The 24,938-nt window shown below is 70.3% G+C and carries 26 protein-coding genes and 1 pseudogene; 14 read left to right on the top strand and 13 right to left on the bottom strand.

Going from position 1 to position 24,938, the window contains the following annotated elements:
* Positions 1–89: 89 nt before the first annotated feature.
* From CHAN_RS09870 to CHAN_RS09830, 9 genes are all read right to left on the bottom strand, one after another.
* Complete coding sequence (locus CHAN_RS09870) at positions 90–515, bottom strand: VOC family protein (protein ID WP_290289326.1); 426 nt, start codon at positions 513–515, stop codon at positions 90–92.
* 81 nt (positions 516–596) lie between these two features.
* On the bottom strand, positions 597–1,439 hold the full coding sequence (locus CHAN_RS09865; RefSeq protein WP_290289322.1) for a helix-turn-helix transcriptional regulator: 843 nt from the start codon (positions 1,437–1,439) through the stop codon (positions 597–599).
* A gap of 46 nt (positions 1,440–1,485) precedes the next feature.
* On the bottom strand, positions 1,486–2,052 hold the full coding sequence (locus CHAN_RS09860) for a hypothetical protein (RefSeq protein WP_290289320.1): 567 nt from the start codon (positions 2,050–2,052) through the stop codon (positions 1,486–1,488).
* A gap of 95 nt (positions 2,053–2,147) precedes the next feature.
* A complete protein-coding gene (locus tag CHAN_RS09855) occupies positions 2,148–2,645 on the bottom strand; it encodes a hypothetical protein (RefSeq protein WP_290289317.1) in 498 nt (165 codons plus the stop codon).
* A gap of 47 nt (positions 2,646–2,692) precedes the next feature.
* On the bottom strand, positions 2,693–3,745 hold the full coding sequence (locus CHAN_RS09850; RefSeq protein ID WP_290289313.1) for a tocopherol cyclase family protein: 1,053 nt from the start codon (positions 3,743–3,745) through the stop codon (positions 2,693–2,695).
* A 65-nt stretch (positions 3,746–3,810) separates the two neighbouring features.
* Positions 3,811–4,434, bottom strand: coding sequence for a hypothetical protein (locus tag CHAN_RS09845; RefSeq protein ID WP_290289310.1), 624 nt, complete (start codon positions 4,432–4,434; stop codon positions 3,811–3,813).
* A gap of 31 nt (positions 4,435–4,465) precedes the next feature.
* Positions 4,466–4,870, bottom strand: coding sequence for a DUF3592 domain-containing protein (locus CHAN_RS09840; RefSeq protein WP_153251497.1), 405 nt, complete (start codon positions 4,868–4,870; stop codon positions 4,466–4,468).
* Positions 4,871–4,924: 54 nt separating this feature from the next.
* Complete coding sequence (locus tag CHAN_RS09835; RefSeq protein ID WP_290289306.1) at positions 4,925–5,242, bottom strand: amphi-Trp domain-containing protein; 318 nt, start codon at positions 5,240–5,242, stop codon at positions 4,925–4,927.
* Positions 5,243–5,416: 174 nt separating this feature from the next.
* Positions 5,417–6,688 (bottom strand): MFS transporter, encoded by a 1,272-nt coding sequence (locus tag CHAN_RS09830; protein ID WP_290289303.1) that lies wholly within the window; start codon positions 6,686–6,688, stop codon positions 5,417–5,419.
* A gap of 88 nt (positions 6,689–6,776) precedes the next feature.
* Between CHAN_RS09830 and CHAN_RS09825 the strand changes: the two genes are divergently transcribed.
* From CHAN_RS09825 to CHAN_RS09805, 5 genes are all read left to right on the top strand, one after another.
* Positions 6,777–7,493 (top strand): protein-L-isoaspartate O-methyltransferase family protein, encoded by a 717-nt coding sequence (locus tag CHAN_RS09825; protein WP_290289300.1) that lies wholly within the window; start codon positions 6,777–6,779, stop codon positions 7,491–7,493.
* An 86-nt stretch (positions 7,494–7,579) separates the two neighbouring features.
* On the top strand, positions 7,580–8,923 hold the full coding sequence (locus CHAN_RS09820) for a hemolysin family protein (protein ID WP_290289298.1): 1,344 nt from the start codon (positions 7,580–7,582) through the stop codon (positions 8,921–8,923).
* 75 nt (positions 8,924–8,998) lie between these two features.
* Positions 8,999–10,435 carry a GuaB1 family IMP dehydrogenase-related protein gene (locus tag CHAN_RS09815; RefSeq protein WP_048741532.1) on the top strand — a complete coding sequence of 479 codons (1,437 nt, stop codon included), beginning with the start codon at positions 8,999–9,001 and terminating at the stop codon, positions 10,433–10,435.
* A gap of 140 nt (positions 10,436–10,575) precedes the next feature.
* Positions 10,576–11,373, top strand: a complete 798-nt coding sequence (gene zupT, locus CHAN_RS09810) for a zinc transporter ZupT (RefSeq protein ID WP_275042085.1) — start codon at positions 10,576–10,578, stop codon at positions 11,371–11,373.
* Between the two features lie 58 nt (positions 11,374–11,431).
* Positions 11,432–11,875, top strand: coding sequence for a YchJ family protein (locus CHAN_RS09805; protein ID WP_290289291.1), 444 nt, complete (start codon positions 11,432–11,434; stop codon positions 11,873–11,875).
* A 254-nt stretch (positions 11,876–12,129) separates the two neighbouring features.
* Here the strand turns inward: CHAN_RS09805 and CHAN_RS09800 are convergent.
* Positions 12,130–13,050 (bottom strand): annotated as a pseudogene (locus CHAN_RS09800) (DUF808 domain-containing protein); the annotation flags it as partial.
* 130 nt (positions 13,051–13,180) lie between these two features.
* Here CHAN_RS09800 and CHAN_RS09795 point away from each other — a divergent pair.
* From CHAN_RS09795 to CHAN_RS09785, 3 genes are all read left to right on the top strand, one after another.
* Positions 13,181–13,639 carry a DUF4442 domain-containing protein gene (locus CHAN_RS09795; protein WP_290289286.1) on the top strand — a complete coding sequence of 153 codons (459 nt, stop codon included), beginning with the start codon at positions 13,181–13,183 and terminating at the stop codon, positions 13,637–13,639.
* Between the two features lie 53 nt (positions 13,640–13,692).
* Positions 13,693–14,517: an isochorismatase family protein gene (locus CHAN_RS09790; protein WP_290289283.1), complete on the top strand. Its 825-nt coding sequence runs from the start codon at positions 13,693–13,695 to the stop codon at positions 14,515–14,517.
* A 116-nt stretch (positions 14,518–14,633) separates the two neighbouring features.
* Positions 14,634–15,059: a DUF2752 domain-containing protein gene (locus tag CHAN_RS09785; RefSeq protein ID WP_290289280.1), complete on the top strand. Its 426-nt coding sequence runs from the start codon at positions 14,634–14,636 to the stop codon at positions 15,057–15,059.
* Positions 15,060–15,153: 94 nt separating this feature from the next.
* Here the strand turns inward: CHAN_RS09785 and CHAN_RS09780 are convergent, their stop codons facing one another.
* On the bottom strand, positions 15,154–15,723 hold the full coding sequence (locus tag CHAN_RS09780) for a gamma carbonic anhydrase family protein (protein ID WP_048742091.1): 570 nt from the start codon (positions 15,721–15,723) through the stop codon (positions 15,154–15,156).
* Positions 15,724–15,808: 85 nt separating this feature from the next.
* Entirely contained in the window at positions 15,809–16,486 is a 678-nt protein-coding gene (locus CHAN_RS09775) for a YoaK family protein (RefSeq protein WP_048741541.1), read from the bottom strand.
* Positions 16,487–16,591: 105 nt separating this feature from the next.
* Here CHAN_RS09775 and CHAN_RS09770 point away from each other — a divergent pair, with 105 nt between their 5' ends.
* From CHAN_RS09770 to CHAN_RS09745, 6 genes are all read left to right on the top strand, one after another.
* Positions 16,592–18,520: a BCCT family transporter gene (locus CHAN_RS09770; RefSeq protein WP_290289272.1), complete on the top strand. Its 1,929-nt coding sequence runs from the start codon at positions 16,592–16,594 to the stop codon at positions 18,518–18,520.
* A gap of 55 nt (positions 18,521–18,575) precedes the next feature.
* On the top strand, positions 18,576–19,592 hold the full coding sequence (locus CHAN_RS09765) for an alpha/beta hydrolase (protein WP_048741544.1): 1,017 nt from the start codon (positions 18,576–18,578) through the stop codon (positions 19,590–19,592).
* A complete protein-coding gene (locus CHAN_RS09760) occupies positions 19,589–19,912 on the top strand; it encodes a putative quinol monooxygenase (protein WP_290289265.1) in 324 nt (107 codons plus the stop codon). The genes CHAN_RS09765 and CHAN_RS09760 overlap by 4 nt, the downstream gene beginning before the upstream one ends.
* Positions 19,912–20,460, top strand: a complete 549-nt coding sequence (locus CHAN_RS09755) for a hypothetical protein (protein WP_290289262.1) — start codon at positions 19,912–19,914, stop codon at positions 20,458–20,460. Before CHAN_RS09760 ends, CHAN_RS09755 begins: the two co-directional genes overlap by 1 nt.
* Before the next feature lie 308 nt (positions 20,461–20,768).
* On the top strand, positions 20,769–21,638 hold the full coding sequence (locus CHAN_RS09750; protein WP_048741554.1) for a 3-hydroxybutyryl-CoA dehydrogenase: 870 nt from the start codon (positions 20,769–20,771) through the stop codon (positions 21,636–21,638).
* Positions 21,639–22,002: 364 nt separating this feature from the next.
* Positions 22,003–23,322, top strand: coding sequence for an acid phosphatase (locus CHAN_RS09745; RefSeq protein ID WP_290289257.1), 1,320 nt, complete (start codon positions 22,003–22,005; stop codon positions 23,320–23,322).
* 380 nt (positions 23,323–23,702) lie between these two features.
* Here the strand turns inward: CHAN_RS09745 and CHAN_RS09740 are convergent, their stop codons facing one another.
* Entirely contained in the window at positions 23,703–24,860 is a 1,158-nt protein-coding gene (locus tag CHAN_RS09740) for a MalY/PatB family protein (RefSeq protein WP_290289254.1), read from the bottom strand.
* Between the last annotated feature and the right edge of the window lie 78 nt (positions 24,861–24,938).

Here is a 24,938-nt window from a genome sequence, read left to right as displayed (position 1 = left end):
GATCTACGTGCGGCGTCGCAGCGATCAACGTGCGGGGACGCACCGCACGTGCGGGGCCACGGGAGCCCCGCACGTGGCGGAGACACCGGTTACGACGCGCTGCCCGGCACGTCGAACGCCCACATGACCCCGAACTTGTCGAACGCCTGGCCATAGTGGTCGCCCCACGGGGCTTCCTCGAACGGCATGGCCACGGAACCGCCGTCCTCGGCGAGACGGGCGATCAATTCCTTCGCCCGTCCGACGTCGTCAAGCTGGTACAGCAGCGAGTACGCGCTGCCGCGGATGGGGAAGTCCTCGCCGGGCATTGCGTCGCCGCCCGTGATGGTGCCGCCTGGCAGATCGAGGGTCGCATGCGCCACCTGCGCGGGATCCGGCTCGAAGGGCATGCCCTCCATCGGAGGCATGTCGCCGTACTTCATCATGTTCAGCGAACCGCCGAAAACGTCGGCGTAGTAGGCGAACGCCTCGGCGGCGTTGCCGGGAAAAGCGATGTAGGTGGACAGGTTGGCCATGACGGTCAGCTCCTAGGGGTGGGGCCGGCGGACGCCGGTCTCGGTGGGCCCGCACCACGACGATTGCGGGTACCCACGACGCTATTCGGCGGCCCCCTCCGGCGCTTGTCCCGGATTGCCCACTTCGATGTCCAGGTTTCCCGCCGCCGCGTCGACGAGGAGCTTCGGCAGGTTCAGCGTGATCGGCGGGTCCGACGGCACCGCGCCGCGCAACTCCAGCGTCACCTCCGCCGGGGCATCGAGCGGGAAGGACACCGGTTCGCGCAGCAACTGCCGGCGATTGCCGCCCATGTGGAAGTACCCGCGCACGTCGCCCGACCGGGGGACTTCGACGACCATCGGGTAATAGTCGCCGTCCGGGATGGCGGAGACTGAATGCTCGCACGTCCCGAACATCGCGATACCCAGCACCGGCGAGCCCTTGACCAGCGGATCCGGGTGGAGCGCGGCGAAAAGTGCGCTGCCCGGGCGCGCACCCGAGACGCGGAGGTTCAGCGGGTGCGGCTGGGCGTGCGGTTCCGGCTCGAAGTCCCGGTGCAGGACGATCGTCGGCCGCCGCACGTCCTGGTGGCGCATCACATGGGCCGCCAAGGCCCGCATTTCGGAGCGGTACCGCGACGGGGCGACGCCAGTGTGCCGCCGGAAAGCGCGGTGGAAACTCGACGGCGAGTCATGCCCGGCATCGGTCTGGGACCGCGTCACCGTGTGGCCGGCGACCAGCCCTTCGATGCTCCGGTCGACCTTCGCCGCGGCGATGAAATCCCGCAGAGGGAAACCCAGGTGCTTCTTCAGCAGCCGGGACAGGTGAAAACGGCTGAAGTGCGCCGCGGCCGCCAAGTCTTCGAGCGATCGGGCCTCGCCGCGGCGGGCGGCCTCCAACAACCGGTCGAGGTCCTCGCCCCGCGGGTCCGTCGGTGGTGACATGGGTCACATTATGCGCCGGATCGCCGGAACGCGCCCGCGCGCGGCCTCAGAACCGGCCCCGCCACGCCATCTCCAGCGCGCCGTCGAGGAACCTGGCGAACTCCGCCCTCTTCATTTCCTTCATGACGGGGACGCGGATCATGGTCGGCTTGTCCTTGCCGAAAACCGTCTGCCGGAGACCCGGATCCAGGGCTCTCCCGGCCTCCGGAGGCAGTGCCGCGGCGCGCCGCATTCCCGCCTCGTTGAGCGGCATGACCAGGGTGAGCGTGCGCCCTTCGTCGTGAAGCGCGCGTTCCATCCGCCGCGTCGTCGGCTCGACGTCGGACCAGGGCACCGGCCCGACGCCGTCGACGGTGATGCCTCGCCGATCGATCGTCCACCACGACCCCCGCGCCCGCCGGCGGGACTGACGCACCACCGCCACGGCGACGAGTCCGAGGCCGAAGATGACGGTCGCGATGAAGCCGGGGCCGATCACCGACTTCCGGTCGGCGAAAACCGACGTGGTGTGATTGGCGAACACCATGGTGGTGGAGATCATGACCAGCACGGCAATCGCCAACACCGCCATGCCCGCGACGGTGTGGCCCGGGATTCTGGCCTCGAGCGTCACGCTCCCGCGCGTACGCAGTTCGTGCCACAGATCTTCCGGGGTCCTGTCCCGCCGCCCGGTTCCGGCCTCGGCGGTCCGTCGGTTTCCGCGGCCCATCACGCCCTCCCCGGCACCGCGACGGTCACCGTGTCGCCGCCGTACCCGTTGGCCAGGTCGCGCCCTTCGACGACGACTTCGGTGACGCCCTCCGGGATCTTGAACGGTCCGCGGGAGCGGGTGAAGGGCTGCTCGTTCGCGTGGTCGTGGGCGAGGTCGTGTTCGGCCAGGACGTCGCCGTCCGGCGTCTTCACGCGCCACCCGGCGGCGTATCGCTCCGGGGTGTCGTACGGAGAGGAGATGGTCACGGCGATCCGGTACCCGTCGCCGTCCGCCGTCAGTTCCGCCTCGAGGCCATCGGGGAACTTCCGGTCGCCGGCCTCGGCTGCGCCGGACGTGCCCGCGCCGGCGTCGTCACGCACGGTCGTCGACGTCTCGCGCCCCACGTCGCCCCCGGGTTCGCCGTCGCCCCCGGGCTCGCCGCCGCACCCGGCCAGAGCCGTGGCCCCCAGAATCCCGGCGGCGAGCAGTGCGGCGGCGTGTGAGCGTCGTCTCATGCGGTCGACCGTAGCAACGGCGCCGCTGCTTCGCGACGGGTCCGCGCCTACCCCCGAAACGGCGGCGCGTGGGTCAGGGTGTCGTCCAACCCGCGTCGCCGCAGCTCGGCGCGTGCGCGCTCCAGGCCCCCGTGCTCGAGTGCCGCCAGCGACGTCGTGCCCGTCCAGACGTGCCGGCCGAACCGGGACACCGTCACCTTCAGGTCGCCGACCAGGTGCTCGAGATCGCCCGGCGTGTTCCGGTGCTCGCTGGGCAGCGGCACCGGCAGCACGAACGCCTGATCCAGCGGCGCCGAAGCCTCCACCTCGATGCGCCACCCGAAGCCGCGGCCCGAGAGCCGCCATTCTTCGTCCGACGTGGTCGTGCTCACGGGGCTGACGACGGGATCGCCGAGCCTGATGACGCGGCCGTCGGGAAGCATGACCACCAGGGCCGTGACCTCCACGCGCAACGGGCCGGAGGTGACCAGGCCGCCCGCGAAGGCCAGCGACGCCCCGGGCTCCGCGAAGCCCTGGGCCTGGCCCCACCACCACGCTTCGGGGAAACCCTCGCGGCCCCAGTTCTTCTCCGAATACACCTGTGCGCCGTCGAACTCCCACGTCTCGCCGCCGACCGTCGCGGTCCCCGACGCACGGCCGCCCGGCAGCCACGGGTGCCAATACTGGTTGAGGGCGGGGATGGTCTGGAAGATGCTCGACCCGCCGACCGCGCGGTGCGGCCACGGGGCGAGGTCATGGAAGGTGACGTCGAGTTTCGCGTCGGCGCCGAGGTCGACGTGCAACTCGCGGTCGTCGCCCCGGAACGCCGGAGTCGAGCGGCCCTCGGTTCCGCCCCGGACGCCGAGCCCGTCCGGGTCGGTCCACGAACCGTCGAGGGCCTCCGTGCGCACGAATCCATTGGGCCACGACGCCAGGCCAATCGTCGACCACGTGCCTTCCGGTCCTTCGTTCGCGCCGCACAACGCGATGACCACCCGGCCCGTCGCCGGATCCGTGATCCGCCAGAAGTAGCCCTCCATCGCGACGCCGCGGTGCGCGCGCCGGGGATCGCCGAAAAAGGGATCGGCTCCGGTGGAACGGTATCGGCGCAGGATGCTCATGCGGCCAGTGAAACACAGCCGGCGGATTCGAGGGGCGGGCGACGGGGAAGCCGCCCGCAGCCTCGTCAGCGCCGGGCACGGTGTTCGTGAAGCGGTGACCCGAATTCGCGGTGCGCGCGATCGAGGAGTTGATGGAGCGCTTTCGGGCCCCCGGTGAAACTCCGCATGGGCACGTCGCGTTTTCCGTACAGGTTCTGCAACACTCGGCGATTCGCCGGAGGGAGCGTGTCCACGTACCGGGCATAGCGATCGGGGGTCAGGGCCAGGAACACGTTGTAGAAGCCCCTGTGAGGCCAACGCTCGCCCAAGTACCGGCCGGAGACGGACTCGATGTCGCTCCAGGAGAACTCCCAGAGCATGGTGCGTTTGCCGTCTTTCACGTGGTATTCGCCGATGCCATCCCAGGTAATGACCAGGGCCGAGGTATGCAAGAGAATCTGGACCACCATCGGAACGAGCACACCCCCGAAGACCAGGGCGAATCCCAGGCCAAGCCACGCGTACGGCTCGGTGACGACATCCGTCCAGTCGTCGGACTCGAAGATCACCGTGGCGATCACCGCCACACCGAGCCCCGCCAACAGCACGAGCACGACCAACGCGACGCTGTAGACCATGACGGAGAGGGGAATGTCGACGCGCCCCGTCGTTCGCAACTGCCCGAGGCGTTTCTCGGCGATCTTTTTCATGCGAACAGACTACGGCCCGCCCGCCTCGAACTCAGTACGTCGCCTGCATCAGCACGAACATCCCGGCCAGCACGAACGCCACGCCCGCGGCGGCGAGGAGCGCGTTGAGGATGAACGTGGGGTTGGTCTGCCGGGGCACGCGGACGCGGCCCGGTTCGCCGTCGCCGGCGGGGCGCTCGATCTCCACCTCGACGAGCTGCCCCACCCGGCCGGCGGCGAAGTTGCTGTAGAAGGTGTCGGTGATGGTGCGGGTGGTGCCGTCGCGGTCGGTGACCTTCAGCACCATCGCCCGCAGGTCGTCGTCGGGTCGGCCCATCGAGCCGACGACGACGGCGTCGGTGCGGTATCGCCGCCCCGCCCTCCGTTGGCGCAGCGCGAACCATGCGATGGCGGCGGCGATGGCCAGCGCGCCGATCGCGATGAAGATGGACGCCACGAGCATCCCGATCACCTCCAGGTGGTGACCACGCTACCGCCGCCCACCGGCCGGCTACGAAATGCTGAACCCGGCGGCCGGTCCCGGCTTGTCGACGGGATTGCCGTCACCGTCGACGTTCCACTTGATCTCCAGCTCCAGTTCCCGTTCGATGCCGGCGCGCTTGGCGGAGTCGGTGACCTCCATCGTCGTGCGGAACGACGGCGGCATGGGCATGGTCACGGCTGCGTCGCCGGTGCCGAGCGTCATCTCTCCGGCGCGGATGCGTTCGGCGAGGTTCTCCAGCAGCCCGGCGAGTTCGTCGGAGCCGAAGGTGGCTTTGCTCTTGACCAGCTTCTCGTTTTTCCTCGGCGCCTTCGGTGCCTGTTTCATGGCGTTCTCCTTTCATTCGATGTGGCTCTTTGTCTCCATCATCTCATGAATAAGTGCCGTTGAACAGGGCATAAGGGAGTAATGCCTGGCGTTGACGAGGGGTCACCGTCGCGCGAAGACAGGCGGTCACCTGCCGGTGCCGCTGGGCGGTCACCGTCCGGCGAAAACCGACGGTCACCGCCCGGCGAAGACGCCCGCGCGCAACTGGACGGACCGCACCAGCGCCGACCCGACGGCCACCGCCGCGAGGACGAGCAGCGGGATGGTCGGCCCCGCGATGTGCAGCAGGGCCTCCAACAGCACGGGCAGCCCGAAACCCAGGTACGTGAACACGTAATAGATGCCGATCGCCGTGCCGCGGTGCTCGGGCGGCGAGAACGTCTCGATGTCCAGCAGCCCTTCGCGCAGGCACAGCCCGTAGGCGGTGCCCAACGCCATTGATGCGGCGATGAACAGCCACACGGGAGGGGTCTGCGCGCCGAGTCCCGCCAGCGTCATGCCGGCGGCGGCGAACAGGGCGCCGGCGATGCCGGATTTCGGGCCGAAGCCGTGCTTGCGGCCGAGGGCCTGCGCGGTGAGCCCGGAGCCGAACGCGAACACCGCCGCGACGCCGGGCAGCAGCACGCCGGATTCGAAGTGCGCGCTGACCCGCCCCGCCAGCACCAGGAACGCGGTGGTCACGCACGCGAACACCCACAGCGCCATGGGCAGGGAGGTCATCAGCGCGATGCCCATCCCGCGCGGGTGGTCGTGGCCCGGGCCCGGTTGCTTTGCGACGCCCGCCGCCCCGTCGGAGGCCACCCCTTCATTGGCGGCCCCGTCTTCGGCCGTGGCGGGGCTCAGCCGCACGGGTTCATGGCGTGCGTCGCCGATGGCGGCGGACGCGGCCACCGCGGCCAGGGAGAAGACCACGGTGACGATGAACGGGACGGCGATGGTGGCGGACTCCGGCAACGCGAAGGCCAGCAGGCCCGAGGCGATCGGCCCGGTGGCGAATCCGGAGGTGAGCATGATGCCGGCCAGGGTCACGCCGCTCGCGCCGCGCAGCTTGCCCGCCCAGGCGGTGCCCGCGCTCATGGCCAGGCCGACGCCGAGGCCGACGATGAAACGGCCGATCATCAGCCCCGCAGCGCCGTGCCACAGCAGCAGGGCGAGGTTGCCCAGCGCCGCGACCACGCCGCCGACGAGGACCACGGGCCGTGCGCCGACGCGGTCGGCGAGGGCGCCGCCGAAGAGCAGGCACGGCACGAGCCCCAGCGCGTAGATGCCGAAGGCGGCGTTGACCAGGACGGGGGAGTAGTTCTGCTGGTCGCGCAGGACCACGAGGACGGACGCGAAATGGTTGGCGGCCCACCCGGAGCTGAGCAGCAGCGCCGCGACGGTGGCGAAAACCAGCCCCGTCGGGGCGTGCCCGTCCGTCGTGCGTCGGGCCACGGCGTCGTTCATCGGGCGTGCTCCCTTCCGGTGTTTTCGGGCACGGTGATCGGGGGAAACGTTACGCCAGTGTCGCGTGGGTCACAGCAGGGTGGTCGGCTTGGCCGCGATCACCGCCGCCCCGGCCCTGTCCGCCCGTAGCCTGGAGGTGCGATCCGCCGGCGAATCGCGCCGGCGGTGGATCCGGAGGGAGCGGCCGATGGCGGGCGACGGTGGAGCGGGGGCGTCGCGGGAGCGCATCCGCGAGGCGATGGGGCGGATGCGGCGCACGGAGTTCTTGCCCGGCGACGTCAAACGCCTGGCGCGCATGGATTCCGCGTTGCCCATCGGATTCGGCCAGACGAACTCGCAGCCCTCGACGGTTGCCGCGATGATGGAGCTCCTCGACGTCCCCGAGGGCGCGCGGGTCCTCGACGTCGGTTCCGGGTCGGGGTGGTCGACGGCGATCCTGGCCGACCTCGTCGGGCCGGGCGGCGAGGTCCACGGCGTCGAGCTCGTGCCGGAGCTGGTGGAGCGCGGCCGCCGCAACGTCGCCGCGTTCGACGTGCCGTGGGCCGTCATCCACCCGGCCGAACCCGGGGTGCTGGGCTTGCCGGGCCTCGCGCCCTTCGACCGGATCCTCGTCTCCGCCATGGCGGAGACGCTGCCGGAGGAGCTCATCGCCCAGCTCGGGCCCGGCGGGATCATGGTCGCGCCGGCGGACGGGCAGATGCACCGCGTGCGAAGGGGAGTCGCCGATCCGGCGGACGGCGTTCCGCGTGACGACGCCCCGGTGATCACCTCCCACGGCGCCTACGTGTTCGTGCCGCTCAGGTGATTCGGCGGGCGTCGTAAAGCGCAAGTGCCGGCAGGGGCGCGGGAAAGCCCCGACGAACGGCCCGTGACCTGGGCTAATCTGGATGCGTGAGCATCTTCGCGAGCTTCGCCTGGGTCATGGCCTTCATCCTGGTCGGCGGAACCTTCGCCGCCACGGAGATGGCCCTGGTCAGCCTGCGCGAATCACAGATCTCGCAGCTGTCCCGCGGGCGCGGGGCGGGCAAGAAGGTCGCGGCGCTGGCGAAGGATTCCGGGCGGTTCCTGTCGGCGGTGCAGATCGGCGTCACCTTCGCCGGCTTCCTGTCCTCGGCGTTCGGCGCCTCGGCGATCGCGCCGCAGATCGCGCCCGTCCTGGAGCGGTGGGGGATGCCCGACGGCCTGGCCGCGGGCGTGTCGCTGGTGGCCATGACCGTGCTGGTGTCCTACCTGAGCCTGGTGTTCGGCGAACTCGTGCCCAAGCGCATCGCCATGCAGAAGGCCAAGCGGGTGGCGGTCATCGTCGCGCCGCCGCTGGACCTGTTCGCGAAACTGATGACGCCCGTCATCTGGGTCATCGACACCTCATCGAGCCTCATCCTGCGGGGCCTCGGCTTCGACCCGAAAATGCGTACCTCGGCGATGACCACCGAGGAGATCCGGGAAATCGTCAGCTCCCACAAGGGCTTCGGGCTCGGCGAGCGCGAACTGGTCACCGAGGTCTTCGAGGCCGGCGCGCACACGCTGGCGGAGCTGATGCGCCACCGCAGCGAGATGCAGGCGTTTTCCGCCGACCGCACCATCGGCGACGTGCTTCCCGACGTCGTCGAGGGGCCGTACTCGCGCTACCCGATCTACCGCGGCACGGTCGACCAGATGATCGGGTTCTTCCACGTCCGCGACCTGCTGGAGGCCGTGGTCTCCGGGCGCGCGGAGGAACCCATCCCGTCGATCTGCCGCGACATCCCGCACCTGCCCAGCTCGCTCGGCCTGCCCGCGGCGTTGCGGCGCATGCGGCAATCGGGGCAGCACATCGCCATCGTCGTCGACGAATACGGCGGCACCGACGGCATGGTGACGCTCGAGGATCTCATCGAGGAACTGGTCGGCGAGATCTGGGACGAGTACGACGACGAGGAGCGCCGCACCTACCTGGGCCTGCACGAAAGCCGCATCCTGGATGGGGCGACGAACCTGCAGGACTTCGCCGCCCGCACCGGGATCCACCTGCCCGAGGGGCCGTACGAGACCGTCGCCGGCTGGATGCTCGCCCGCCTGGGCCGCCTGGGGCGCGCCGGCGACGTGGTGGAGATCCCCCACGAATGCACCGAGGACGTGGAGGACGACGACATCGCCGGCGGCGTCTTCTACCGGTTGGAGGCCGTCGGGGTGGAGGGCACGCGGATCGTGTCGGTGCGCCTGTCCAAGTCGGCGATCAAGGGCTCCGGCGAGTAGGCCGCGGGGCCGCCGCGGCACCTCGCGCGGCCGGTGGCGCGCGGTTGATCCGGGCCCGCGTCTACCCTGGCGGCCATGCGATTCCTCGATGACGCGAAGCCCCCGTACGAGCTCACCTACGACGACGTGTTCATGGTCCCGTCGCGGTCTGCCGTGGGTTCGCGCATGTCCGTCGACCTGTCCACCTCCGACGGCACCGGGACGACGATCCCGCTGGTCGTGGCGAACATGACCGCGGTGTCCGGTCGCCGCATGGCCGAGACCATCGCCCGCCGCGGCGGCATGGCGATCCTGCCGCAGGACGTGCCGGCCGACATCGCCGCGGAGACGATCCGGAAGGTGAAGTCGGCGCACCTGATCTTCGAGACGCCCATCACCGTCAAGCCGCACCACACCGTCGGCTACGCCCGGAACCTGCTGCCCAAGCGCGCGCACGGGGCGGCGGTCGTCGTCGACGGCGACGTGCCGGTGGGCATGCTCACCGAGAAGGACATGCGCGGTTCCGACAACTTCGCGCAGGTGGGCACGCTGATGAGCGGGAATCTGCTCACGCTGCCCGACGACGTCGAACCGGAGGATGCGTTCGAGCGGCTGGTGGCGGCCAGCCGCAAGCTCGCGCCGGTCGTCGGCGCGGACGGAAAGCTGGTGGGCATCCTCACCCGGCGCGGCGCCCTGCGCGCCACCGTGTACCGGCCGGCCGTCGACGGAGAGGGGCGGCTGCGGGTGGGCGCCGCCGTGGGCATCAACGGCGACGTCGAAGGCCGCGTCCGGGCCCTGGTCGCCGCCGGCGCCGACACCCTGGTCATCGACACCGCGCACGGCCACCAGGAATCGATGATTTCGGTCCTGCGGCGCGTGCGGGCGCTGGAGCCGGGAGTGCCCATCGTCGCCGGCAACGTGGTCACGGCCGACGGCGTGCGCGATCTGGTGGAGGCCGGCGCGGACATCATCAAGGTCGGCGTCGGCCCCGGCGCGATGTGCACCACCCGCATGCAGACCGGCGTCGGCCGCCCGCAGTTCTCGGCGGTGCTCGAATGCGCCGCGGCGGCGAAGGAGCTCGGCGCACACGTGTGGGCCGACGGCGGCGTCCGCCATCCCCGCGACGTCGCGCTCGCGCTGGCCGCCGGCGCGTCGAACGTCATGGTCGGGTCCTGGTTCGCCGGCACCCACGAATCCCCGGGCGACCTGAAGACCGACGCCGACGGGCAGCTGTACAAGGACTCCTACGGCATGGCGTCGCACCGGGCGGTGGAAAGCCGCAACGCCGGCGTCGGCGCGTTCGAGCGGGCGCGCCGGGCGATGTTCGAGGAGGGCATCTCCTCGGCCCGCATCCGTCTGGAGCCGGACCGCGGGGGAGTGGAGGACCTCGTCGACGGGATCGTCTCGGGCGTGCGGTCGTCGTTCACCTACGCCGGCGCCGCCGACATCCCCTCCTTCGCCGAGCGCGCCGTCGTCGGCGTCCAGTCCGCGGCGGGCTTCGCTGAGGGCGAGCCGCGACCAGGGGTGCGCTGAGACCGAACCCGGCGCCGGCAACGACACCGACTCCGACGCCCACTCCGACTCCGCCGCCGAGGCGCCGGGGTATCGTTTTCGGGGGCGCCGGCGGCATCGGCCGGGCCGGACGATGCGAGCGAGGAGGCGGCTGACCCGACGTGGATAACCTGTGGTTCGCCTTCGGCCTGACCATGGCCGCGGGCCTGTCGACCGGCATCGGCGGCTTGATCTCCGTTCGCCGCCGCAATCCTGGCCCCCGGTTCATGGCCGGGGCGCTCGGCTTTTCCGCGGGCGTCATGCTCTACGTCTCCATGATGGAGATCCTGCCCAAGGGCGTCGATCAGCTCACCGAGGCGTGGGGCAAGGTCAACGGGAACTGGGCGGCGGTCGGGGCCTTTTTCGCCGGCATCGCGCTGATCGCGATCATCGACCGCCTGGTCCCGGAGCCGATCAACCCGCATGAGCCGGGCACCATCGACGACCCGGAGGTCTCCGCGCAGCGCCGCCGGATGATGAAGATGGGCACGATGACGGCCCTGGCCATCGGCATCCACAATTTCCCGGAGGGCTTCGCCACCTTCATCTCCGCGATGGAAGACCCGCAGCTGGCCATCCCGGTGGCCGTGGCCATCGCGATCCACAACATCCCGGAGGGCATCGCCGTCGCCGTGCCCATCCACCAGGCCACGGGAAGCCGTCGCAAAGCCCTGAGCTGGACGTTCCTGTCCGGCCTGGCCGAGCCCGCGGGCGCGCTGGTCGGGTTCCTGGTGCTCATGCCTTTCCTCGGCCCGGTCACCATGGGCGTCGCGTTCGGGATGGTCGCGGGCGTCATGGTCTTCATCTCGCTCGATGAGCTGCTGCCCGCGGCGGAGGCGACGGGCCGCCACCACACGTCGGTCTACGGCCTCATCGCGGGCATGGCCACCATGGCCGTGAGCCTGCTGCTTTTCCTGTGATGCGTTACCGTGACCGGGAGGAACCGGGCCCGGGGAGCCCGGGGAGGGGAGAAGGACGATGAAGGGTGGGGCGCTTTTCACCCGCATCCGGCTTGACGACGCCGCTCCGTGCCCGTGCGGCGGCGCGGCTCGCGGGCAAGGGGCGGAACCGCCGCGCTACGGGGACTGCTGCGCGCCCCTGCATCGGCGCGAACGTCTGCCGGAGAACGCGGCGGAGCTGATGGCCGCGCGCTACAGCGCCTACGCGGCGCATGAGGCGGACTTCATCTGGATGACGTGGCACCCGCGCCGCCGCCCGGATGCGGTCACCTTCGACCCGGACGTGGAATGGCTGGGCCTGGAGATCATCGACGTCGTCGACGGCGCCGAGGGCGACCGCGAGGGGATCGTCGAGTTCCGGGCCCGCTACCGTGACGCGGACGGCCGCGGGGAACTGTGGGAACGGTCGACGTTCATGCTGCGCTCGCGGCGCTGGATGTACGTCGACGGCGAGTTCAAGTAGGGGCCTTCGCCCGGAGGCGGGGAGCCTCAGCGGCGGGTCTTCTTCGCGTCGCGGTCGGCCATGAAGCCGCCCGGCGTGGCCGAGCCCGCCGACGCGCGGATGTGCGAGGTGCGCGCGCCGGTGGCGTGGGCGTCGCCCGCGTGCTTTTCCCCGGCAACCGCGCCATGATCCGCTCCGTGATCCGCGCCCTCGTCCCCGTCCGCGCCATGTTCTCCGTCGCGGTCCGCACCGTGGTCGTCGCCGTGCCCGAAGGGCAGGACGTGCAGCACGGCGACGAGGATCGCGCCCCAGATGGCGCCGATGATCAGCGAGCACACGGTGTTGACCACCCAGGCCAGGAAGCCCGCGGGGACCATGGTCTCCAGGTGGTGGACGAAGTCATGCGGCGCGTGCCAGCCCAGTTCGTTGACGCCGACGAGGAGGATGTGGCCGCCGACCCAGAGCATGGCGAAGGTGCCGATGACGCCGATGACGGTCAGCACGATGGGCATCGCCTTGACCATGCCCATGCCGAACTTCCCCGCGAACCCGTCGCTGCGGTCGGCCATGGCCATGCCGATGTCGTCGATCTTCACCAGCAGCCCCACGACGCCGTAGACCAGCAGCGTGATGGCCAGCCCGACGACGACCAGGATCAGCGCGCGGCGCAGGAACGGCTGATTCGCCACCTCGTTGAGGCTGATGACCATGATCTCGGCCGAGAGGATGAGGTCGGTGAAGATCGCGGATTTCACCAGGGAGTCCTCGTCCGCGGGCTCCCGGTCGACGACGGCGGACTCGCGGGCGGCGCGTTCCTCGTCGGTTTCGCGGGACAGCTTGTGCGAGATCTTCTCCCACACCTTCTCCATGCCCTCGAAGCACAGGTAGGAGCCGCCGAGCATGAGAATCGGCGTGAGCAGCCACGGCAGGAACTGCGACAGCAGCAGGGCGATCGGCAGGATGATCACGAGCTTGTTGACCAGCGATCCCTTCGCGATGCGCCAGATCATGGGCAGCTCGCGCTTGGGCTGGATGCCCGTGACGTACTGCGGGGTCACCGCGGCGTCGTCGATGACGACGCCGGCGGCCTTCGCGCCCGCCTTGCCCGTCGCCGCGGCGATGTCGTCCGTCGAGGCGGCGGCCGCGCGGGCCAGCGCGGCGACGTCGTCGAGCAGGGCCGCGAGACCGCCGCTCATCGGGCCGCCCCCCGGTACTCGGTGGGGCCGGTGCTCGTGCGTTGATCCATGGAACGGATTCTAGGCGGGTGCACCGGCATCTTCCCGATATCGGCGCGTGGCGCGGTGCCCGGCGGTAACGTTTCCGGGCATGCGAATGACCCCCCGACGACTCACCAGGTTCATGTGGATGTGGCCGCCGTTCCTCGGCGCCGGCGTGCGCGTGGCGGAGGCCGACGACGATGGCACGCGGGTCGTCGTCAAGCACCGCCTGCGCCCGTGGAACGCCAACGCCGTCGGGACCGTCTTCGGCGGCACACTGCAGTCGATGACGGACCCGTTCTTCATGATCCTCGCGATGCACCAGCTCGGCCGCGGTTACCGCGTGTGGGACACCGAGGCGTCGATCGAGTTCATCAAGCCGGGCCGGGGCGCGGTCACCGCGGAGATCAGGATGCCGGCCGAGGTCATCGAGGAAATCCGCGCCGAAACGGCCGGCGGCGACAAGCACCTGCGCTGGTTCGAATGCGACATCGTCGACGAGGACGGCGACGTGGTGGCGAAGGTCCGCAAGCGCCTGTATTTCCGCAAGGCGAAGCCGAAGGCCTGACCCCGGCGGCCGCGGTGCTCCGCCGTCCGCGGGCCATGGCATGATCGGGAACCATGAACGAGCAGGAGAACCAGCCCGGACGCCGCCCGGAGCGGCTCGATCTGCAGCCCGGCCGGCAGCCCGACCCGGCGGGCGATCCCGCGGCGTCCCCGCAGGCCGACCCGTCGCAGATCCCGAATGATCCGTCGCAGATGACCTCGCGCCGGCCGTCGTTCGCCGACACCTACCGATCCGTGCGGACGGCCAACGAGGAGCAGGCGGTCGAGGACCCGGAAGAGCGCCCCACCACGGCGTTCGTGGTCGTCGACGCGCAAAACGACTTTTCCGAGGGCGGCTCGCTGGCCGTCGACGGCGCCATCGCCGCCTACCGCGCCACGTACATGCACCTGGCCGGCCGCGCCGGGAAGTACGCCGTGCTGGTGACCACCCGCGACAACCACATCGACCCGGGCGACCACTGGTCCGAGAACCCCGATTACGCGGACACGTGGCCCCGGCACTGCGCGGCGGGGGAGCCCGGCTCGGAACTCCACCCCGAGATGGTCCGCGCCCTGGATTACTTCGCCGCGACCAACCCGCAGGCGGTGCGCATCGACGTCACCAAGGGCGAGTTCGAGGCCGCCTACTCCGGCTTCGAGGGCAAGACGGAGGCCGGGGTCCTGCTCGCCGACGCCCTGCGCGCCGCCGACGTGACGCACCTCGAGGTCGTCGGCGTGGCCACCGACCACTGCGTGCGGGCCACGGTGCTCGACGCGCTGCGCGAAGGGTTCGAGGTCACCGTGCACGCCAACCAGATCGCCGCCGTCGACGCGGATCGCGGGGCGAAGGCCCTGCGGGAGATGGCGGACGCCGGGGCCGAGATCGTCTCGGCGAAATGAGCGCGGGCGGCGGGGTCCACGGGGGAGACGCGGCCTGCGCGTGCGGCGGTTCTCATGCGGACGATGCTGCCTGCGCGTGCGGCGGGCCCCACATCGGCGACGGGGCCCATGCGGGCGTGAGCGAGCGGGCCGCGTCCTGGCTGGCCACCACGCCCGCCGGGCCGCTGCTCGTGGCCGGTGGCGCGGCCTGCGGGTGCGCGGTACTGGCCGTCGCCGACCCCACGGCCCCGGGTGGTCCGATTCCGGTGTGCCCGACGAAGGCCCTGTTGGGGGTCACCTGCCCCGTCTGCGGCACGACGCGGATGCTGTACTCGCTGTCCCACTTCGACCTCACCGGTGCGATCCGCTACAACGCCGTCGCCCTGGTGGCGGTGGTCATGCTCGCGTGGCTCTGGGTGGTCTGGTTGGGCCGGACCGTCGGCAAGCGCCTGCCCACGTGGACGACGTGGCGGTGGCTGCCGCGCGTCGTCGTCGGGGTGCTGGTGGCGTGGACGGTCATCCGCCTGCTGCCCTTCGCGCCCTTCACCGCCCTGCACGTGTAGTCGGCCGCACCCGCCGTCCATCCGGTCGGTATCCCGCACCCCTCCGACCGCCCGTCCAGCATCGCGCCCCCGCAACGTCACGGGGGCGCGACTCCTAGTCGAACAGCACGTCCGACAGCGGGACGGGCGAGATGCCGTCGTGCATGCGCGCGGTGTCCACGTACTTTGCGGCGTGGTGGACGAAGCCCCGCACGGTCTCGTCGTCGAGCTCGCGGCGCACCTTCGCGGGCACGCCGGCGGCCAGGGAACGCGCGGGGATCTCCTGGTTCTCCAGGACCACGGCGCCGGCGGCGATGAGGCAGCCCTCGCCGATGACGGAGTGCGACAGCAGCGCCGACTTCATGCCCACCAGGGTGCCGTCGCCGACCCGGGTTCCGTGGATCAGCGCCATGTGGCCGACGGTGACGTCGTCGCCGAGCACGGTTTCGGCGTCGGAGTCGACGTGGATGGTGGAGTTGTCCTGGATGTTCGTCCGCGCGCCGATGGTGATGGAGTTGACGTCGGCGCGCAGCACGGACCCGTAGAACACCGAGGAGTCGGGGCCGATCTCCACGTCGCCGATGATCACCGCGCCGGGGGCGATCCACGCCGACCGGTGGATGCGGGGAGTCTTTCCGTTGCAGGGGAAGATCAGCGGGGCCAGATTGATTGGGTTCGCGTCCATGCGGACCATTTTGCCCAAGAACGCGTCGGCACGGGGCCGAACGCCCGTTCCGGGCCCCTGCTTTGCGACGGCCCGCGTCCCCGCATCACACGTGCAGGCCGGCTTTCCGGCGGCGTTCCCGATTGGCCAGCGCCACGGCGGTGCCCGCGACGATCATCGCGGTGACCACCCACACCGCCTTGAGGCCGACCGTCGTGAAGCACCAGCCGCCGAAGACCGCGCCGAGCGCGAGCGACGCCCACAGCAGGAAGTAGTTGATCCAGTCGCGGTGGGATCCGCCGAAGAAGGCGCCGACGAAGCGCTGGGACATCTTCACCAGGGTGCCGGTCATGTAGGTCAGCGAGATGGAGACTTCGCCGTCGCGCTCGAAGATGCTGTTCATCGCGCCGACGGTGAAGGACAGGCTGAGCACCGCCGGCAGCTCCGAACCCGTGACCACCCAGATCGAGGCGATGGTGGCGGTGAGGCACGTGAACAGCAGCACCGCTTCGCGCGGCCGCGTCGGCGGCAGGTGGCGGTGGCCGAGGCGGCTGATCAGCGCGCCGATCATCACCCCGACCAGGAAGAGCGCCATCACGCCGGCGGCCTTGCCGGCGACGTCCCAGGCGCCCTCGGCGAACGCGGCGGTCAGGCGCGTGGTGTTGCCCGACATGAAGGACAGGAAGAAGCCGCCGAGGTACAGGAACCCCAGGGCGTCGATGAACCCCGTGATGGATGACAGGTACACGGCGAGCGCGCGCTCGCCCGGGCGGTAACCCTCCACTCGAACCTCCTCGAACACCGTTTGGCCAGGCCACGCAAGTGAACGAGGTTGCCCAGGCGCTATTATGATTATGTCAGCGTCAACCAGACACGGAAGGCACTCAGGATGAATCCCCAGGATTCGATTCCCGAAAAGCAATCTACCGGCACCGCGGACGGCTCCACGGGCGCGGACGCCGACGAGAAACCGCGGTCCATCACGGAAGTCGGCGCAGACGGGAAGAAGAGGACCCGATTCCGCTGGCTGAAGACCGACCCCCTCATTTTCTTCGCCTCGGTCGGTTTCATCCTGGTTTTCGTCGCATTCACGGTCTTCATGGGCGACACCGCCCGCCAGGCGTACTCCACCGCCTCGACCTGGGTGACCGGCAACCTCGGCTGGCTGTTCATCGGAGGCGTGTCCGCGGCCCTGATCTTCCTGATCGGCGTCTTCGTGTCGAGGTACGGCAACCTCAAGCTCGGCGATGACGACGAGGACCCCGAGTTCACCGTCGCCGAGTGGTTCGGCATGCTCTTCGCCGGCGGCACCGGCTCGATGCTGATGTTCTGGGGCGTCGCCGAGCCCATGAACCACGCCATCAATTCGCCCCGCAACTTCGAGCCGATGAGCATCGAGGCGCGCCAGGAGGCGATGGCCTTCACCACCTACCACCTGGGCATCCACATGTGGGTGATCATGGCGCTGCCGGGGCTGGCGCTGGGGTACTTCATCTACAAGCGCAAGCTGCCGCCGCGCGTGTCGTCGATTTTCGCGCCGCTGCTGGGCGAGAAGATCTACGCCTGGCCGGGCAAGCTCATCGACGCGGTGGCGATCATCGGCACCGTCTTCGGCATCGCGGTGTCGGTGGGCATGGGCGCCATGCAGATCAACTCCGGCGCCTCCCGCGTCCTGGGCCTGGCGGAGAATTCGATGGTCCAGCTGCTGCTCATCGCGGCGATCATCATCGTCGCGTCGATTTCCGTGGCGCGCGGCCTGGACAAGGGCATCAAGCTGCTGTCCAACATCAACATCTGGATGGCCGTGGCGCTGATGGTCTTCGTGCTGCTGATGGGCCCGACGCTGACGCTGCTCAAGCAGGTCGTGGACACCGTCGGCATCTACGCCGGCGAGCTGCCGCGCATCATGTTCTGGACCGACTCCTACAACCTCAACCCGGAGTGGTCGCAGGGCACGTGGACGGTGTTCTACTGGGCGTGGACCATCTGCTGGTCGCCGTTCGTGGGCATGTTCGTCGCCCGCATCTCCCGCGGCCGGACGGTGCGCCAGTTCATCGCGGGCGTCATCGCGTTGCCGACGATCTTCGTCATCATCTGGTTCTCGATCTTCGGGCGCGCCGGCTTCGAGCTGGAGGCCGCCGACCCGGGTGTCCTGTCGGAGCCCGTGGTGAAGGGCGGCGACCCGTCGCCCGCCCTGTTCATCCTGCTGGAGCAGTACCCGCTGGCCACCGCGATGAGCGTGATCGCGCTGCTGGTGATCATGATCTTCTTCGTCACGTCCATCGACTCCGCGGCGATGGTCACCGACATGATGTCGACCGGCGAGGAGAACAAGGCGCCCACGTCCTACCGGATCCTGTGGGGCGTGATGATCGGCGCGGTCGCCGGCGCCATGCTGGTGATCTCCGGCGAGTCGGGCATCCTCGCGCTGCAGGAGGTGGTGATCCTCATCGGCGTGCCGTTCTTCTTCATGCACTTCGTGATGATGTGGTCGCTGATCAAGGGCATGAGCGACGACCACATGGCCGTGCGCCGGCCGCGGACCCGCTCGTGGGAGAAGACCGATACGCCCGAGAAGCTCGCCGCCCACGAGGCCGCCCCGGCGCCGGGGTACGACGAGGAAGGCAACGAGCTGCCGCCGATCGAGTACTCCTACGACGAGGACGGGACGCTGGTCATCTCCGGTGACGTCCGCGTCGACGGCGAGTTCATCGACGACGACCGCGAGGGCGATGCATCGTCGGGAGCGTCCGCCACGATGCCCGCCGATGACCGCGGCACGCCGCCGTCGGGGACGAATGAGGGCCCCCGGAAGTAGATTTCGCGGGCCGCTCGGCGAGCGGGAGGCCGGATTCCCGGTTACGTTGCGTTGCGTGCGCACGATCACCGCGACCGAACCCCTGCTTGCCGACGGCGTACCGTTCGACGTCCGGGCTCGCGTAGCCGCGGGCATGATCGCGCGGTTGCCGGACACGGCGCGGTTCGCCCAGATCAAGCGGCACGCGCGTGATTCCGAGGGCCTGCGGCCGGTCCTGGTGGGGCCGGGGCACCGATATGCGGCGATGGACCTGATTGGCCGGAAGGCCGATGCCACGGTCGTGTTCGTGCCGGGGGCGCGGGCGTTCATCTCGGACATCGACCGCTATTCGGAGAACATCTTTTCCGTGCGCCGCTCACTGCGCCGCGACGCCGGGCCGGGTGTCCGCACCATCGTGTGGGCGGGCCATGACGTGCCGGGGACGTCGTTCATGTGGACCCACGACGGCATGCGGGTGTGCACCGGCGGCGTGGCGCTGGCCGATTTCGTCGCCGCCATCCGGGCCGAGGAGGGCGAGGGGCACCGCATCATCGTCGACGGGTTCAGCCTGGGGGCGTCGATCGCCGCGATGGCGGCGATGGTGCTCCACGCGCGCGGCGAGGCGCCCGTCGATGCGTTGATCATGGGCGGGTGCCCGGGGGTGCCCTACGACGACGTCGCCCAGCTGGGCATGCCCGTCGAGCGGGTCTTCGCCCACCGCAGCGCCAACGACGTGTGCGGGTGCGGGGTGCTGGGCCACGATCCGCACGTCGACGAGCTGTCCTCCTGCCTGCACATCCCGATCCACGGAATCCGGCACGTCCCGCCGCGCGCGATCCCGGGCACGCCCTTCGACCGCTACGTCGATTTCCTCTGCGCGTTGATCGCCGACGGCGAAGCCGGCGGGTTCGTGGCCAAGCACCGCAAGCGCAGCCGCGTGGAACTCGGCGGAGTCGGATTCCGGCAGCTCAGGCGCTCGCGGACCCGGAATCTGGCGTTGTACCGGCCCTTCCTCGACGCGGTGCCGGCGCCCGTTCCGGAGCCCGCCGAACCCCTCGCGAAGGTGCGCCGCGCGCGTATGCTGGCCTCATGATTTTCATCGTCGTCAAGTTCCCCGTGAAGCCCGAGTACGCCGACGAGTGGATGACCCACGTCGCCGATTTCACGTCCGCCACCCGCGCGGAGGCCGGTAACAAGTGGTTCGAGTGGTCCCGCTCGGTCGAGGACCCCAACGAGTACGTCCTGGTCGAGGCCTTCGAGGACGACGCCGCCGAGGCGCACGTCACCTCCGACCACTTCAAGGCGGCGCTGGAGACCATGCAGCCGCTGCTCACCGAGACCCCGTGCATCGTCTCGCAGACGATCGAGGGCATGGACGGCTGGGACCGCATGGGCGAGCTGGAGGTCAATTGATGCGCATCGGCCGAAGCCGGGCGGGGTTCCGGCGTGGCTTCGCGGCGGCCGGCGTCGCCGCCGCTCTCGCGTTGACCGGCTGCGGATACGATCCGAGCACCGCCGGAGAGCAGGAACCGCCGACCGGTTCGGCGCCGTCGGTGGGGGACGTGGACGTCGCAAAGCAGCGCGCCGCCCACCTCGTCGCCGACGCGGGGCAGCTGCTCCGCGCCACCGAGCACGTCCAGGGCGACGGTGCGGTGCCCGGTGACGTCAAGGATCTGGCCGGCCAGGTGCGCGGCCTGCTGGAGATGCAGACCGGGCGGCTCGATTCCGACGGCGGGGCATCCATGCTCACCGACGGCGAGCTCCAATCCGTGCTCGGCGTCTCGGGGCAGCAGGCCGGGGACGCCTACGTCGCCATGCTGCGCACCCACGTGCCCCGATTGAAGAGCGGTTGGGAGGGCCTGGTGGAAGCGGGCGATCCCGACGTCGCCGGCGTCGCCCGGGACTCGGTCGAGCGTCTCGGTGCCCTCGAGGCGAAGCTCGCGGAGCTGCCCGGGAACTGACCCGGAAGGTCCCGCGGCGGCAGCGATTCGGCCGGCCCCGGGTAATCCGCGGTTCGGCCGGTGGCATCGGCGGTTCGGCGGGCCCGGGGCAATCGGCGGTTGCGGCCGTTCGGCCGGCCCCGGGTAAATCGACGGCGTTGGCGCATCGGCGCGCCCGTTCCGGCCCGCAAACCGTGAATGGCGGGTAACGTGGGCAAATGTCAGTGAGCGCGATCACCGAGGCGGCCCGCCGGCCGCCGCGACCGGGGCGCAAACGCCCCCGGGCGGGTGATCGCCACGCACCGAAATCCACGGGAGTGAACCTAAACATGGCGAATGAAATCACCCGCGTCGGCGTCGTCGGCGCCGGTCAGATGGGCTCCGGCATCATCGAGGTCTGCGCGAAGGCGGGCAGCGACGTGCTGGTGTGGGAGGCCAAGCAGGAGTACCTCGACGGCGGCAAGGACCGCATCGAGAAGTCCCTGGACAAGGCCGTGTCCCGCGGCAAGCTGGAAGAATCCGCCCGCGACGAGATCCTCGGCCGCATCTCCTGGACCACCTCCTTCTCCGATTTCGCCGACCGCCAGCTGGTCATCGAGGCCATCGTGGAGAACCCCGAGGTCAAGGCCAGCGTCTTCGCCCAGCTCGACGAGGTCGTCGAGGATCCGAACGCGATTCTGGCGTCGAACACCTCCTCGCTGCCGATCCAGTCGATCGCCGCGGCCACGAAGCGCCCGGAGCGCGTCATGGGCCTGCACTTCTTCAACCCCGTGCCGGTTCTGCCGCTCGTCGAGCACGTGGCCACCCTGTCCACCGGCGAGGTGCAGTCCGAGCGCGCCTACGCCTACGCCTCCGAGGCCCTGGGCAAGACCGTCATCAAGGCGACGGACCGCTCCGGCTTCATCGTCAACGCGCTGCTCGTGCCGTACATGCTCGGCGCGATCCGCATGCTGCAGGACGGCGTCGCCACCAAGGAAGACATCGACGCCGGCATGGTCAACGGCTGCGCCCACCCGATGGGCCCGCTGACCCTGGCCGACATGGTGGGCCTGGACACCATCAAGTTCATCGCCGACGCGATGTTCGACGAGTACTCCGACCCGATGTACGCCGCCCCGCCGCTGCTCAAGCGCATGGTGGAGGCCGGCCGATTCGGCCGCAAGTCCGGCATCGGCTTCTACGACTACTCCTCGAAGTAGAAGCGGGAGCGGGAGCAGGGGCGGGGCCGCGGCGAGGGGGACACAGTAGTTCGCCGCGGTGAGGCGGCCACGGGAATCGGCCGCCGTAAGTGTCCGCCGTGAATGGCCGCGCAGAGCCGGCCACGGGAACCAATCGCGGGGCGAGGCGCCCGCATCCACGCATCGGGGCCGGAAGATTTCTTCCGGCCCCGAAAGCATGGCCTGCAATTAACCTATCGTTTACTCCGACTTTGACGATTTGCCCCCAAGTGGCAAGGGGGTCGGGATAGCGTTCATTCGATCTCGGATCGACGACGGCCGCCGCGATGGCGCCGTGCGTCGCCGCCGTCGAATTAACGAACCCCGCATCAGGAGTACCCGCACCGTGAAGATCGGTTCCCGCCGTTTCGCGCGCGCCGGATTGCGTTCCGCCGCCGCCGTCACCGCCCTCGCCATCACCCTTCCGTTGGCGCCGGCCGCCATCGCCCAGGAGCTCCCGGGCCTGCCCTCCCGCGAGTCCGCCCAGGGCACCGGTGGCCTCCCGCCGATGGGCGCGCCGAGCTTCCTCCAGGGGCAGGAGGCCGTCGCCGTCGACGAAAACGGCGCGCCCGTCCCGCAGCCGTTCCCGGCCGACCTCGTCGCCCGCGCGTTCAAGTCCGATGCGTCGGACGAGGGCGGGTTCTACCATTCCGTGGTCGATCCGTTCCGTGACCTGCAGCAGAACCATCCCGAGGTCATGGACGAGAACCTCGAGATCGTCGTGCGCATCAACAACGCCGCGAAGGACGACCGCGCGGCCCAGCTGCTCGCGCTGCAGGACGATCACGACGACCCGCTGGTGAACCTCTCCGCCGGGTTCGGCGAGAACCTCGGCGCCCACTTCCGGGCCGCGGTCGAGGAGGGACGGCTGCCCAAGATGACCGCGCTGATGTCCGGGAACCTCGCCCGTGCGGGCGGAGTGGCGTCGTCGTCGTTCGCGGAGAAGTACACGTACAACTACGACCGCCCCTTCGTGGTCGCGCCCGACCGCATCGAGCGCTACTACCGCGACAACCCGGGCGACGACGACCCGTACTCGGAGACCCCGTCCTACCCGTCGGGCCACACCAACAAGGCCGCCTGGACCGCGACGCTGATGGCCATGATGCTGCCGGAGGTCGCCCCGCAGATCCAGGCCCGTTCCTCCGAGGCCGGCCAGTCCCGCCTGGTCATGGGCGTCCACTACCCGCTCGACGTCATGGGCGGCCGCATGATGGGCAACCAGGCCGCCGCCGACCGCTGGGCGGACGCGGAGTTCCGCCCGCTCATCCAGGCCGCCGCCGCCGAGGTACGCGCCGAGCTGGAGTGGCGCTGCGGCGCGACGCTGGCCGAGTGCGTCGCCAACGACACCCCGTACCTGCCCGACGACGCCGCGGTGTCGCAGTACACCGAGCGCATGTCCTACGGTTTCGAGCGCGTCGGCGAGGCCGGCGCCCCGGTGTCGGTGCCGAAGGGCTACGCGGGCCTGCTGGCGACGACGCACCCCGACCTCACCGACGAGCAGCGCGTCAAGGTCCTCGAGGCCACCGCCATCGATTCGGGTTACCCGCTCGACCGCACGGATGGCCGCGGCTCGCACATGCGCATGAACATGGCGGCCGCGATGGCCGCCGACGTCACGGTCAACGCGGACGGTTCCCTGACCGTCAACGGCGTTCGGGTCTAGCGGTCGCGCCCCGTGGGGGAGTGAGCGGCCTCCGCGGGGTTTACCCGCCCGGCCACCGCACCTTCGCCGGGACGCATCGGCGAACCCACCCCGAATGCGCAGACCCACCCCGAATCGGACTCGGCCTGCGCGATCTCCATGGCTAACCCACCCCGAATCGGACCCGGCCTGCGCAATCTTCGCGGCTAACCCACCCCGAATGCGCAGACCCACCTGTTGCAGCGGGTGGGGTTGCGCATTCGGGGTGGGTTTACGTGAGGGGGCGGTGCGCCGACCGGATAGGCGGAGGGTGCGCTGAGCCGGCTGCCGTAGCGCGCCCAGGGGAGGAGTGCGGCGCGCCCGGGGGAGGGGCGCCGTGCCGGCCGCAGCGGCGTCCAGGCCTACTTCGCCAGCGCCGCGCCGATCCGGTCGAGGGCCTCGTTCAGGATCTCGGGCGACGTGGCGAAGTTCAGGCGTACGTGGCCCTCGCCGCCTTCGCCGAATGCGGGCCCCGGGTTGAGCGCGACCTTGGCGTTGTCCAGCAGCCACTCCTGCGGCTCCACCGGATTTCCGTCGCCGTCGACCATGCCGTCGACGCCCCGGAAGTCGATCCATGCCAGGTACGACGCCTGCGGGCGCGTGAACTCCGCGCCCGGGGCGACCTCCGGCAGACGCCGCTCGATGATGTCGAGGTTGCTGCGCAGAACGTCCTTCAGCTCGTCGAGCCACACGCGCCCGTCGCGGTAGGCCGCGGTCGCCGCGACCATGCCCAGCGTGGACACACCCTCCTTGATCACGGGCGACAGCCCCCGCCACGTTTCGTCGTCGGCTTCGTTGAGCAGCAGCTGCGCGCACTTCAGGCCCGCCGTGTTCCAGCCCTTCGACGTGGCGGTGACGGTGATGGTGACGGCGTCGGCGACGTCGGACACCGACGCCGCCGGGACGTGCCGGCCCTCGAGCACCACCGGCGCGTGGATCTCGTCGGAGATGATCCGCGCGCCGTACTTCGCGGCGATGTCGGCGAGTTCGCGCAGGCGCTCGGCGGTGAACGTGAAGCCCAGGGGATTGTTGGGGTTGCACAGGATCAGGCTTCCCGCCCCGTCGGCGAATGCCTTCTCCACGGCCGCCGGATCGGGGCCGTCGGCAAGCGTGGGAACGTGCACGGTGTCGCGGTCCGCGGCGGGCCCGACCTCGAAGAAGGGCATGTACGCGGGCACGGGGAGCACGATCGCGGAGTCCGGCTCGGTCAGGTACCGGACGGCCAGCGTCACGCCCCGCACGACGTCGGCGACGGGGTGGATGCGGCCGGGGTCGGGCCGCCAGCCGTACTCGTCGGCGTACCAGTCCGACGTGGCCTCCGCGAGCTCCGCGACGCTGCGGCGCGGGTACCCGAAGTACTCGCGGTCGACCGCACCGCGCACGGCGTCGAGGACGGCCGGGCAGGTGGCGGCGTCGGATTCGGCGACCCACAGCGGCAGGACGTCGTCCGGGTAGGCCGTCCATTTCAGGGTTCCGCGGGCGCGCAGGGTGTCGATGTCGGGGAAGATCACGTCGGGCATGCGGCACACGATACACCCGGCGGCACACCCAAAGTAGACAGAGGTGTCTATAGGGCGCCGCGGCCGTCGGAAGGCCGT

The organism is Corynebacterium hansenii (assembly GCF_030408795.1).
GTDB lineage: Bacteria > Actinomycetota > Actinomycetes > Mycobacteriales > Mycobacteriaceae > Corynebacterium > Corynebacterium hansenii.
Note: the sequence above shows the minus strand (reverse complement) of the source record. Positions and strands in the feature narration are given on the sequence as shown.